Below are 13,367 nucleotides of genomic sequence, written 5' to 3' on the forward strand. Positions count from 1 at the left end.
CGCCTCGTGTTCGTCGCCACGTCCTCGTGCCTGTGGACATCGACTCCCCTTTTGAATCGAATTCAATATGAATCGGATTCAGATTCCCATGCACCTCGGTGCGTGTCAACGGTCACATTTGTGCCGGAACCGCATGACCGTGCTGCGGCCGAGAGACGGGCTGTGGGTTCGTTGTGTCAGAGGGTGGTCGTCGCCGTCGCCGCGGGGCTGTCCGCGGTCGCGGTGATCAGGAAGTCGCGGTCGTCGGGTTCGGCGAGCATGCCGGTCATCGTCTTGCGGTCGAAGGGCCACAGGTCGATGGTGTTCTGGTCGGTGAGGTACCAGGAGTTGCAGCCGGTGTTCCATACCGTCGGGCCCATCGCCTCGGTGACGGCGTCGTTGAACCGGGCGGTCGCCGCCTCGGTGACTTCGACGGTGTCGAGCTCACCGGCGGCGAATCGGTGTAGCCAGCAGGTGATGTAGCGGGCGGTCAGCTCAGCGGAGTACTGCAGCGAGATCGAGCCGGTCGGCGAGTTCGGGCCGAGCACGGTGAACAGATTCGGGAACCCGGGAATCGCTGTCATCCGATAGGCGCGTGGGCCCCTCGCCCAGGCCTGGTCGATGGTGAGTCCGTCGCGCCCGCGAAGGTTCATCGGCCGCATGTAGTTGTGCGGGTGGAAGCCCGTAGCGAAGACGATGACGTCGACGGCATGTTCGCGCCCGTCGGCGGTGCGGATTCCGGTCGGGGTGATCTCGGTGATCTTCTCGACGACCAACTCGGCATTGTCGGCCTGGATCGCCTGGTAGTAGGTGCCGGAGACGACCTGTCGTTTACACAGAGGCTGGTAGTCCGGTGTCAATGCCTCCCGCAGGCGCTTGTCGCGAACCTGGACGCGCAGAGACAGCCGCGCCAGCTGTTGCACCGCGCGCCGGCGCCAGGTCGGGCGCAAGGCGACGTCAGCGAGGATGCCCGAGGCCCACAGCGCGGCCGCGTAGACCCGCTCGTGCAGGGTCGGCGAGGCCACGAGTAGCTGGGCCACCAGCCGGGATTGGGGCAATCCCATGGGCGCCCACAGCACCCATTGCGGTGTGCGGGTGAACTGGATCAGCGTCGCCGCGTCCGGCTGCAGGGCCGAAACCACCTGCACCCCGGTCGAACCCGAACCGATCACCGCGATCCGTTTGCCCTCGGTGACGGTCGCCTCGTCCCAGCGGGCGGTGTGCACGACAGACCCCTCGAAACTGTCGAGCCCTGGCAGGTTCGGGGTGAACGGATGATGCAGGACCCCGGTCGCGGCGATCACGAAGTCGGCTCGCAACTCGGTACCGTCGGCGACGGTGACGGTCCAGCGTCGACCGTCGAAGACCGCGTCGGTGACTTCGCAGTTCAGGCGCAGGTGCTCGCGCAAACCGAAGCGGTCCACGACCTCGGCGTGGTAGCGCTGGATCTCCGGGCCGGTGGCCCAGACCCGGCTCCAGTCGGGTTTGGGGGCGAAGCCGAACTGGTAGAGCTGCGAGGGCACATCACAGGTCAGCCCGGGGTAGCGGTTCCAGAACCACACCCCGCCGACATCGCCTCCTTTCTCCAGGATCACGAAATCGTCGAATCCGGCCTTCTCGAGGGTGACCGCGGTCGAGATCCCGGCGACGCCGGCGCCGATGATGATGATCTTCGGTGCACGAATCGGCTTCGTAGCCATCAGCTTTCGCCTTTCGGACAGAGCGCAGGTGCGGGCCCGGCCGCGGCGTGCAGTTTCGCCCGCACGACCTTGCCGCTGGCGTTGCGGGGAATCTCGTCGAGCACGATGAACCGTTTGGGCACCTTGTAGCGCTCGAGGCCTTCGCGCACATGGGCTTTGAGCGCGTCCGCGCTCGGCATAGCGGCGTCGGGTCCGAGCACGACGAAGGCATTGAGTACCTGCCCGAACTCGGCATCCGGGACGCCGATCACGACCGCGTCGGTGATATCCGGGTGGGCGGCGAGACGGTCCTCGACCTCGCCGGGGAAGATGTTCTCCCCGCCGGAGACGATCATGTCGTCGGCGCGGCCGTCGATGAACAACCGGCGCGCGGCATCGAAATGCCCCATGTCCCCGGTGCTGACATGGCCGTCGACGACTTCTTTGGTCGCGACCCTCGCCGTGGGGTCGGGGGTATAGCCGGTGTATTCCAGGCCGCTGCGCACGAAGATCTCCCCGAGCTCACCCGGCGCGGCCTCGGTGCGGTCGGCGCGCAGAATCCGCACGGACACGCCCAATGAGGTCCGGCCGACCGTGTGGGGGGCAGCGACGAGATCGGCGGGGGTCGCGATCGTGACCAGACCGGCCTCGGTCGAGCCGTATCCGTTGACCAGGATCGGGCCGAAGGACTCGATCAGCTTCGAGATCGTGGTCGGTGAGATCGGTGCCGCTCCGGTCACCATGATCCGCAGCGCCGAACGCGCCGACCTGCCCTCGGCCAGTCCTGGCACGGCCAGTAGCCGCTGCAGCATGACCGGCACCGCCATCACCACGGTGACCTCGTGGCGGGCGATGTCGTCGAGTGCGGTCGCCGCGTCGAAGCGGCGACGGCAGATCGCTGTGGCGCCCAACGCCAGCGGACCCAACAGCGACAACAGCCCGAAACCGTGGAACATCGGCGGCGCGACCAGTACACGATCGGTCGAACGCAGGCGGAGGATCGCCATCGCGGTCACGGTCAGCAACACGATCGCGCGCGGTTTGATCGCGCGCGGGACACCTTTGGCCAGGCCGGTGGTGCCCGAGGTCAGTAACGTCAGTTTCACCGCGTGGCGCACCCGCGGTGGCCTCGGGTGGCGTCGGGCGGCGAGATCGTCCAGTGTCGGCAATCCGGCGTGGGTGGCATGCGGTTCATGCCATGCCAGCACCCGCAGGCCCGCGAACTTCGCCTCCTCGACGGTGGCGGCGTACTCGTCGTCGTAGATCAGTACGTCGGGGTTGTGCCGGGCCAGGATCGCATGTAGCTGCGGGGCCTGGAGTTCGGTGTTGATAAAGATCAGCTCCGCGCCCAGCTGCGCGCCCGCGGCCATCGCCTCGGCGAACCCGCGATGGTTGCGGCAGACGATGCCCACCGACCGCGGCGGCGTCGCGCACGCGGCATACAGGGCCGCGGCGATCGCTTCGGCACGTCGCTGCAGCTGCCGGTAGGTCAGCTGCCCGGAATCGTCGATGATCGCGATCTTGTCCGGGTGACGAATCGCGGTGGCGGCCAACAGCATCGCCGGTGTCGGACCGTACCGGTGGAAGCTACGCGCCAACGCCCCGGCCCGGCGCGGGCCGACCGGGGCCAGCATTCCCGAAGCGAGAACCGCCGGTATCGCCGCACCCCACTGGCGCAGGCTGTTCAGATCAGCGGGCATCGGCGATCACCTGCCCGTTGACGGTGGAATCGGTGGTCGCCGACAGGGGCGGAGCAGCCGGAGTGGGCGTCACCGGAGCAGGTGGCGCGAGCCGCGCGAGTGAGGCCTCGGTGTCGCCGAGGTTGCGGAAGATCCGCTCGACGAGCAGTTCCAGCGGCCACCGCAGTACCGTCGCGACGACCGCGGAGGGGAACCCGTAGAGCGGTGTCATCGTGCGCGGCTTTCGCACCACCGCCTTGGCCAGAACCTTCGCCGCATCCTCGGGGGTCTGGCCGGGCAGCACTCGCATCCAGCGGCTCGGTGCGCTCATCCGGGTATGCAGCAAACCCGCATAGAACGTGGTCAAGGTGACTCCGTCAGCACGGGCCTCCATCCCGACCGCACGCATCCACCAGTCGAACGCCAGCTTCGACGACAGATAGAAGCCCCACTTGGGTGCGTTCGGGAACATGATCCCGGTGGTGGAAACATTCACGATGTGGCCGCTGCCGCGAGCCCGCATTCCGGGCAGCAGGGCCAGGGTGAGCCGCATCGGACCGAGATAGTTCGCGCCCGTGGTGGCCGTGAGATCCTTGGGCCGATCATAGGACAGATGGATCGACCGGCGCAGCGACTTGCCCGCATTGTGGATCAGGACATCGACCTCGCCCAGGTCGTAACGCACCGACGCGGCGAACTCGGCGACCGACTGTTCATCTGTCAGGTCGAGGCGATAGGGATAGGCCTCCCCACCGGCGGCGTCGATCTCCTCGGCGACCTCGAGCAGCCGATCCATCGACCGCGCGGCGATCACCACCCGTGCCCCGGCGGCGGCGAACCACCGCGCGGTGGCCTCGCCGACGCCGAACGACGCACCGGTGATCACGACCACCTTGCCCTCGACCTCACGACGCAGCGCGGCCTGGCTGCGCAACCCGCGCGGCCCGATGACCCATGCGACCGCACGCGCCAGCGGTGTCTCGGCGATCCGCGCGGGACCGGTGGGCAGAACTTCAGACATCAGTGATCACTCCGTCGCCTTCGACATGGTGGACAGCGGGCCGAGGAAGGCCACAACCTGGGGATCCGACAGCGTGGCGTCGACGGCCCGCTGGGTCAGCTCGATATTCGGGTCGGTGCGCAGCGCGGCCAGGACCGTGCCGAACAGGTTGCCGACCACCAGCTCTTTGACCTGCTCACGGCTGATATCGCGGGTGCGTGTCCAGTGCAGCACCAGCCCTTCGACGAAGGACACGAACCCACTGATCGCCGCACGTAGCACCGACGAGGAGTTCGAGCCGGTGACCTCGATGAGCAGGGCATCGGTCAGTCGGGTTCGGTGCCGCTCACGGATCTGGCGCACCTCGGCGTCGGCCACGTCGGCGAACAGCGCTTCGAACGCTCGCGGCCCTTGCTCGGCCTCGTCGAGCAACCGGTCGATGCCACGATTCAACCGCTCCAGCGCGGGCCCGCGCAGGGCCAGCAGGTCCCCCCAGAACTCTTCGGCGGCGTGTTCGAGAACCGCGAGGTAGAAGCCCCGCTTCCCGCCGAAGTGATAGCTGATCGAGCCCGCGGCCACGCCGATCGAGCGCGCCAGATCGACGATGGAGACCTCCTCGTAGCGGTCATCGCTGAACGCGACCTTTCCCGCCGCCAGCAGCGCCGCACGGGAAGCCTCGCCACGCCGATTGCCGACCATCACGCCTCCAGGTTCTTGAATTGGATTCAAACTAGACCGTAAGGGTCGGACGCCGGAGCGGTCAAGGACGCAGTCGAATTGCCAGCGGCGCCGAGCACCGGGCGGGCGACAGCGCCTTGACAAAGCGAGGCGGCCTCCACAGTTGCGAACTGGTCATTGGTTACCGGCAGACCGATGAGTTCGGGCCTACCAGTACCGTCTACATGGTCGACAAGCCGCCGAGCGGCCAAGCGATACATCTCAGGAGAGAACTGATGACACGCGAACTGGTGTACACGGGTTTCATGTCGCTCGACGGTGTGGTGGACTCACCGGGCGGCACGGCCGAAGGCCACCGCAGCGGCGGCTGGGTGATGGACACCGAGTTCGTACCCGAGGCGTACTCGCTCAAGGGCGAGGAACTCGGCGACACGACCGCGTTGCTGTTCGGCCGCCGCAGTTACGAGGCGTTCGCCCCGGTCTGGCGCGATTCCGAGGACCACGCCGCGTACAAGGACCTGCCCAAATACGTTGTCTCGTCCAGCCTGTCCGCAGAGGCCCTCATCGACGGGTGGGGTCCGATCACGATCCTGCGATCCGACGACGATGTTGCCGAGCTCAAAGAGACCGAGGGTGGCGGCATCTACATTCACGGCAGCGCCGAACTGGCACGGCGGCTGTCCCGGGCCGAGCTGATCGACCGGTACAACCTACTCGTCTTCCCGGTGCTGCTGGGAGCGGGCAAGAGCCTGTTCGACCGATCCGACCGTGCCAAGCAGACGCTGCGACTGCGGGATTCGGCCGCCTATTCCAACGGTGTGTCCAAGCTGGTCTACGAGGTTGTGCACTGACAGTCCTGGCTGTCGGTGATGTTCCGGCGCGGTGTCGGTCCCGGCAACCCGACACTTCCACGACCGGGGCAGTGTATCCGCACGCATGTCACGGCTGTTCCCGATCACCGTTCAGCCGTGACAACGCGCGGCGGGCGAGATCGAGAAGGCAAGTGGCGCTTGTGATTTCGACAGCCGGTATATCGCAGTCGAGGCGGTTGCGCAGTGCCACGGCGAGTTCGGTGCCGAGCAGCGAGTCCATTCCGAGCTGGTCGAGACGACGGGTGGGGTCCAGACGCTCGGGCTCGGTCTGGAGGACGCCGGCGGTGATGTGGGCGAGGGCCTCGACCGTGAGCGGAAGCAGCTGATCGTCGGCGGCTGTCGCCAGAGTTTGCCGGAACTGCTGCGGGGTAGTGGTCGAGTCGGTGTCGCTGTCGGGCGTGATGTGGTCGAGGCGGGGAGTGTTCCACGCGGGCAGCATGCTGCGGGTGCGGTAGAAGTCGAACCGCCCGACGACCGTGACGGGGTCGGTGCCGCTGCCGGTCATCAGGATGTCGTGGACCGTGGCGGCCTCCGCCGGGGTCATCGAGTAGGTGCCGAATCCGCTCATGGTGTCACCCAGATTGCGAGCGACGTATCCGACCTCGCCGATGCGCCCCCAGGCCGGGGTGACTGCGGGGAGGCCGCGCCGCCGGCGTGCGCGGGCCAGCGCTTCGAGCACGAGGTTCCCGGCCACATAGCCGCCCTGGCGGTACAGGCCGATGGAGGCGACGATCGAGCTGTAGGAAACGAAGAAATCGAGTTCGTGGTCCCGGGTGAGGTGATCGAGAACGAGTCCACCGGTCATCTTCGGGCCGAGCACATTCCGTATCCGGTCCGGTGTGAGTTCGGACAGCGCGTCGTCGTCCAGAGTCATTGCCGCATGGATGATTCCCTTCAGTGGGTGGCCGGTCGCGTCGACGCGGTCGATGAGGATGTGCACGGCGGTTTCGTCGGCGACGTCCACGGCGTGCGGGGCGGCGTCGACTCCGTGTGCGCGGAGGTCTTCGAGCAACGCGGGCGCTTCGGGGGTCGCGGCGCCGCGGCGGCCGACCAGGGCCAGGTGTCGAGCGCCGAGTTCGGCGAGATGTCGTGCGACGACCGCACCCAATCCGGACATGCCCCCGGTGATCAGGTACGTGGCCTCGGGATCGAGTTGCGGCGCTGCTGTGGTCCGGGAGACCACGGGTGGTTCGTCGAAGGTGATGACGACCTTTCCCAGCTGGCGAGCGTGCCGCAGCGAGAGCAGCGCGTCGGCGCAGCGTTCGGCGGGATATTCCTGGTGGGGGAGGGTATGGATGGACTCGTCGGCGAGCCGCGCGGCGAGCCCGCGCAGGCTTTCGCTCACCCGGTCCGCGTCCGCCATCAATTCGATCGCGTCGACCGCGAACAGGCTGATATTCCTGGCCAGTGGCCGCATCGGCAGTGGGTTGTCGTCCTCGACATCGCGTTTGCCGAGTTCGATGAATCGCCCTCCCGGTGCCAGCAGTTCCAGGCTCCGCTGCAAGGCGGCGCCGGACAACGAGTTCAGCACGACATCGACACCGCGGCCACCGGTGCGGCGCAACACCTCGTCCGCGAAGGTCAAGCTGCGCGAGTCCAGCACATCGTCGACTCCGCACAGCCGCAGTAGGTCACGTTTGGCCGGAGTGCCGGCGGTGGCTATGACCCGCGCGCCGCGAGCGCGCGCGAATTGCAGTGCCATCAGGCCGATTCCGCCCGAACCCGCGTGGACGAGAACGGTTTCGCCGGGGGCCAGCCGGGCGAGGGTGCGCAGCGAGTGGTCGACAGTGAAGTACACCAGCGGCAATGTCGCGGCGTCGGCGTCGCGCACGTGGTCGGGTACGGGTGCGGCATGGGTGGCGGGCACCACCAGGTGGGAGGCGAAGGCTCCGGACGGGGTGAGGGCCAGCACCCGGTCACCGGGCCGGAATCCGGTATCCGGGGAACCGACGGCGGTGACCGTTCCCACGCATTCCAGGCCCGGGCGGTAACCGGTGCCGGTCTCCGCGGCGGGATCGTAGGTGAGCGTGCCGTTGGCTTGCCGAACATCGTGATAGCTGAGACCGGCCACGCGTACAGCGATGCGGATCTCGCCGGCGGCGGGAGCGACGTCTCCGATCGGGACCCATGCCAATTCCGGTGCCAGACTGGGGGTTCGGACCTCGAGACCGAAGCGGTCACGGTGGAGGTCGGGGGACGGCTGGGGTGCCGGCCGTTCTGTGAAACGCGCGACGAAGCGTCCGTGTTCGGTCAGGACGATCTCGTCCTCGTCGGTCGGAGCCTGGAGTTCGCGTAACAACCGCTGTGCGAGGTGGTTCGGTGTGCCCGACCGGTCGAGGCTGATGCGTCGAACGGTGCGGCCGGGGTGCTCGTTGGCCAGGCAGCGCGCCGCGCCCCAGACCGCGGCGTCCTCGGGGCGGTCCGGCCGCTCCGGCGCGGGCAGGGCGCCACTCGGGCAGGTCACCACCCACAGTTCCGACCGGTCTCCCGCGCCGGCCGCCAGCGCGCCGCACGCCGAAATACGCTGGATCGCTTGTTCCGTCACCGCGGCAGGGGTGGGCGCGCGATCGCCGTCGTCGAGCAGCAGCAGCGTGTGCGACCGTGGTGACCCGGCCGGATCCCGCGCCAGCGCGGACAGTTCCACCGAGTTCCCGCGATCTCGCAGTCCTGCCGCGAGCGCTCGGGCGAGGTCGCCCTCGGGATTCTCGGCGACGACGAGCCACCGCGCCGGGGTGTCCACGGCGGGGGCGCCGCGCACGGCGCCGACCGGCGTCGTGGGGCGTCGGCCGAGGACGAGCGAACAGGTCGCGTCCGTTCCAGGGAGTTCGTCTCCGATGGTTCGCACATCGGCGAAGCCGGAAGACCGCAGCAAGCTTTTCCAGGCGTCCTGCGGGAGCAACGGTGAATCGACACGGAGATCACTGTCGGTGAAAGCCCAGAATCCGTCGAGCAATCCGAAGATCGGGGCCAGCGCGGCCGTGTCGTGGAGTTCGACAGCCAGCAGGCAGCCGCCGGGCGCCAGCAATTCGCGCATCTGCCCGACGGTGGCGGTGAGGTCGGCGGTGGCGTGTAGGACATTGCTGGCTATCACCATGTCGAAACTGTCCGCTGCGATGCCCTGTTCGGCGGGATCGTGTTCGATGTCGAAGGTGCGGTAGGTGAGGTAGTCGTATGCGGCGAACCGGTCGCGCGCCTGCGGGAAGAACGCGGAGGAGATATCGGTGAAGACATAGTCGGTGCGTTCGGGCGGTAACAGCGGCAGCAGATGGGCGGTCGTTCCGCCGGTTCCGGCGCCGACTTCCAGGATTCGCAGCGGACGGTCGTCCGGCCAACTCGCGACCGTGGCCCGCAGCGTCTCCCGCGCGGCTCGCAGGGCCGCGTGGCCACCGGCAGGACCGGTGTAGACCCATTCGATCAGATGTCTGTCGGCATCGGAGAACAGCAGCTCCAACGGATCTCGCTCGCCGCGCAGAACTTCCGGAAGATGTCGGCCGCAGCGTCCCAGCATCGTGGTCTGGACGGCGTACTCGGGAAACTCGTGCAGGACAGCCCGGAACCGGTCGAGCGGGTGTGGCGCGTCGAGGACACGCCAGTGTTCACCGTCGCCGACGACCCGCTCCGCCAAGCCGCTCTCGCACGCGGTCGCGAGCAGAGCACGCATCAGCGGCCGATACTTGTCCGACATCCCGGCGCGGCACAGTTCATCCAGGGTGAATGTACTTGTGCCACAGAGCATTCGGATGATCGCATCCATTGTCAGGTGGGCGCTCAGATCGTGGTACCGCCCGATCAGATCGTGATCCCGGCGCACCCGCGGCGCGGTTTCGTCGGCGGCCTGCGGCACGAGCGGCAGGTCGTCCATGGCGGGAAGCGCGCTCTCGGCGACCGGTTCGTGCGGGTGCCGTGCGGCCCGGAGCACGGTCGAGTAGTAGCCGAGCGGGATCCGGCCGGCGGCATCGAAACGGCGCAGGCGGATCCGCTGGAGTTGCAGCGCCACGTTTCCACGGGCATCGGTGACGGTGATATCCAAGAACGCCTCCCACGCCGCGGACGTCCTGCCGCGCACGTGTATCCAGCCCGCTGCCGGCGGCTGCCGCCACCACCTCGCGACGGCGATGTCGACGGGCAGATAGGCCGCGCCGTCGGCGAGGGGTAGCAGCGCGGCCCCGGCCTGAGCGGCGGTGTCGAGTACCGCCGGGTGGACCGAGAATCCTTGGGCATCATGATGATTGGTGTAGGCGGCGAGCACCTCTCCGTCGCCGAGGCGGAGGTCGGTGAGCAGCCGGAAGGCCGGACCGTACTCCAGGCCGCACCGGGCCATCCGGGCGTAGTGGTCGCCGACGTCGACCGTCGTCCGCGTCCGCGACCGGGCCTCGTCCACGTCCAGCGGGTCCGGTCGATCGGCGAACAAGGGCCGCGCGCGACCGTGGACGTGCTCCTGCCACGCGGCGTCGCCGGTGGAACGACTCGAGACCGACAGTCTGCCGTCCGGGGACAGCACGGTCCGCACCTCCGCGGGCATCCGGTCACGGTCCACCGGCAACGCCCGCTCGATGACGTACCGCCGCAATTCGACCGGGCCCGGGTGGCCCTGCTGAACAGCGGCCCACCCGAGTTCGACCATGGCCGCACCGGGAAGCACCGCCGCCCCGCCGACGCGATGATCGGCCAGCCACGACAACGAACTCCTTTCCAGATCGGCGGACCAGGCCGGATCGGGCGCGGTCAGACGGCTGCCCAGCAGCACGTGTCCGCTGTCCTCCTCCCCGCGGTTCCCGCGCACCCACCACGACGGATCGCCGTGCCAATGCCGTTCCCGCTGCCATGGATAGGACGGCAGATCCGCCACCCTCCCCGCGTCGGGAAACCATGCGTCCCAATCGATGTCGCCCCCGCAGGCCAATACGCTCGCCGCGGCGCCGCGAACCTGCGCGGGACCGTCACCTCGCCGGACACAGGTCGATATCACCGCCGCGGGCTCGTCACGACCCGCCACGATCCGGGACAGATAGGGTTTGAGTACCGCGTGCGGGCCGATCTCCACCAGCACATCGATCCCGTCGGCCAGCATCGCCTCGACAGCCGCGGCGAAACGCACCGGCTCGCGCACATTGCGCCACCAGTAGTCGGCCGTGAGCTTCTCCCCGTCCGCGCGGGCGCCGTTCACCGTCGAATAGAACGGCACCACACATTCCTTGGGTCGCAGATCATCCAATTCGGCCAGCAACGGGCGTTCGGCCGGCGCCATCGCCTCGCTGTGGAAGGCGTAGTCCAAGGCCAGCTCGCGAGCGAAGACGCCGCGGCGATCCCACTCGCGGACCAGTTCGGCCACAGCGGCGCTCTCGCCGGCGACAGTGACATCGGTGTCGCTGTTGGTCGCCGCGATCTCAACGGGCACAACGGATTTCGTTAGCTCGGCTCGTACCTGCCCTTCGGGCAGTCCGATCGCCGCCATCCGTCCCGTTCCCGCTGTCGTGGCTTGCGCGCGGCTGCGCGCGACCACCACCCGGGCGGCTTGCTCCAGTGACAGGGCGCCGGAGAAATGAGCGGCCGCGGTTTCCCCCACGCTGTGGCCGGCCACAGCGTGGGGGTGTATCCCGTAGTCGGCCAGCAGCGCGAACAATCCGGTCTGCACGGCGAAAAGCAACGGCTGCGCGATCTCGGTGGCGGCGATGTCGGACTCGTCCGCCTCGGCCAGCCGCTGGGCCACGGACCATCCGAGGTGGGGCCGCAACGCTCGATCGGCACGGTCGACAGCCGCGGCGAAGGCGGGTTCGCTCCGCAGCAGATCCGCACCCATACCTGCCCACTGCGAACCGTTTCCGGTGCAGAGGAAACCGATTCGGCCCGACCGCACACCCTCGACCGCCGCCGCGGTCGTGTCGGCGGCGGTGTCGTCCAACAGCCGTGCCGCCTCGTCCGCGGTCGGGGCCAGCACCGCGATGCGGTGGTCCCGTCGGCCGCGCCTGCGGCAACTGGTGTAGGCGATATGCGGGAGATCGGATTCCGCGACCGTTCGGAGTCGGTCCGCCAAATCGTTTGCCGCCCGCCGAGCGGCCGCCACAGTACGCCCGGACACGACGACGGGCCAGCGGCCGCGGTTCGGGCTTCGCATCGGCGACGGGTTCGATATGGGCGCGCGTCCGAGGACGATATGAGCGTTCGTGCCGCCGTACCCGAACGAACTCACCCCGATCACCGACCCGGAATCCGGCAACGGCACGCACTCGTCGACGACCCGCAGGTTCAATCCCGCGAAGTCGATGTCGGGATTGCGGGGGTGGGTGTGCAGCGTCGGAGGGATACACCGATGCCGCAAGATCAGCAGTGCCTTGGCCACTCCGGTCATCCCGGCCCCGGCCTCCAGATGGCCGAGATTGGTCTTGACGGATCCGATCGGCAAGGGCCCCACCGTGCGACGACACGCAAGCGCCTGCCCGATCGCCGCGCATTCCATCGGATCCCCGGCGGCGGTGCCGGTCCCGTGCGCCTCCAGATAGCCGATCCGGTCGGGGTCCACACCCGCCCGCCGGTACGCATCCGACAGCAGAGCTTCCTGCGCGCGGGTGTTCGGCAATGCCAGTCCCGCGGTATGGCCGTCGTTGTTCACGGCGGAGCCGAGGATCGTCGCGTAGATCCGATCGCCGTCCGCCACAGCCCGATCGAGCCGCTTGAGCGCCAGCATGCCCGCCCCTTCGGACCGGACGAATCCGTCGGCGTCGGCCGAGAACGTGTGACACCTCCCGGTCGGCGACAACATCGACGCCGCTGCCAGTCCGATGTATTCGAAGGGGCTGAGCAACAGATGCACACCCCCGCACAGCGCCGCCGGGCCGCGGTCGTGCCGCACGAACTCGCACGCGTGATGCAGCGCGGTGAGCGACGACGAGCACGCGGTATCCAGGGCCACGCTCTCACCGTGCCAATCGAGGAGGTGCGAGATGCGGTTGGCGGCGCTGGTCGTCCCGACCCCGAACATGGTGTACGCGTTCACCGTCTCCAGCCGTGCCTGCTGGAGGCCCTCATAGTCGTGGCCCGAGATCCCCACGAACACACCCGCATTCGATCCCGCGAGGTCATCGGCGGAGATCGCGGCGTCGTCCAGGGCCTCCACGGCCATCTCCAACAGCAGCCGATGCTGCGGATCCATACGCGAAGCCTCCCGAGGGGAGAGCCCGAAATACTGCGCGTCGAAGCCCGCGACATCGGTCAGGAACCCGCCCGCGGCCGTATAACTCTTCCCGGGCCGCGGACCGCCGGAATCCACGAATCCGGCCACGTCGAACCGATCCGGCGGCACCTCCCCGATCAGATCGCGGCCGGCGATCAGTGCCCGCCACAAGTCGTCCAGGGCCGCGATCTCACCGGGCAGACGACAAGCCACTCCCACAATCGCAACGCCATGAGATTCGTCGTCGATATTGTTCGGCATGCACTCTCACCAACTTCGGAGCCGTCCGTGTTTTCGACATCGTCCGGG

The 13,367-nt window shown here is 68.2% G+C and carries 6 protein-coding genes; 1 reads left to right on the forward strand and 5 read right to left on the reverse strand.

From position 1 onward, the window contains the following. Positions 1 to 176: 176 nt before the first annotated feature. Genes ACYVLQ_RS13435 through ACYVLQ_RS13450 form a run of 4 tightly spaced genes read right to left on the reverse strand, consistent with a single transcriptional unit; the run spans position 177 to position 5,036 of the window. Positions 177 to 1,679 (reverse strand): flavin-containing monooxygenase, encoded by a 1,503-nt coding sequence (locus ACYVLQ_RS13435; protein WP_460697774.1) that lies wholly within the window; start codon positions 1,677 to 1,679, stop codon positions 177 to 179. Further along, positions 1,679 to 3,358 (reverse strand): AMP-binding protein, encoded by a 1,680-nt coding sequence (locus ACYVLQ_RS13440; RefSeq protein WP_460697775.1) that lies wholly within the window; start codon positions 3,356 to 3,358, stop codon positions 1,679 to 1,681. Before ACYVLQ_RS13440 ends, ACYVLQ_RS13435 begins: the two co-directional genes overlap by 1 nt. After that, positions 3,348 to 4,358, reverse strand: coding sequence for an SDR family NAD(P)-dependent oxidoreductase (locus tag ACYVLQ_RS13445; RefSeq protein ID WP_460697776.1), 1,011 nt, complete (start codon positions 4,356 to 4,358; stop codon positions 3,348 to 3,350). Before ACYVLQ_RS13445 ends, ACYVLQ_RS13440 begins: the two co-directional genes overlap by 11 nt. A gap of 6 nt (positions 4,359 to 4,364) precedes the next feature. Then, on the reverse strand, positions 4,365 to 5,036 hold the full coding sequence (locus ACYVLQ_RS13450) for a TetR/AcrR family transcriptional regulator (RefSeq protein ID WP_460697777.1): 672 nt from the start codon (positions 5,034 to 5,036) through the stop codon (positions 4,365 to 4,367). Between the two features lie 254 nt (positions 5,037 to 5,290). Between ACYVLQ_RS13450 and ACYVLQ_RS13455 the strand changes: the two genes are divergently transcribed. Next, positions 5,291 to 5,866, forward strand: coding sequence for a dihydrofolate reductase family protein (locus ACYVLQ_RS13455; RefSeq protein WP_460697778.1), 576 nt, complete (start codon positions 5,291 to 5,293; stop codon positions 5,864 to 5,866). Between the two features lie 88 nt (positions 5,867 to 5,954). Here the strand turns inward: ACYVLQ_RS13455 and ACYVLQ_RS13460 are convergent, their stop codons facing one another. Continuing rightward, the gene (locus ACYVLQ_RS13460; protein WP_460697779.1) at positions 5,955 to 13,319 is read right to left on the reverse strand and encodes an SDR family NAD(P)-dependent oxidoreductase; all 7,365 of its coding nucleotides are present in this window, start codon (positions 13,317 to 13,319) and stop codon (positions 5,955 to 5,957) included. Positions 13,320 to 13,367 lie beyond the last annotated feature (48 nt).

This window comes from Nocardia thraciensis (assembly GCF_054782435.1).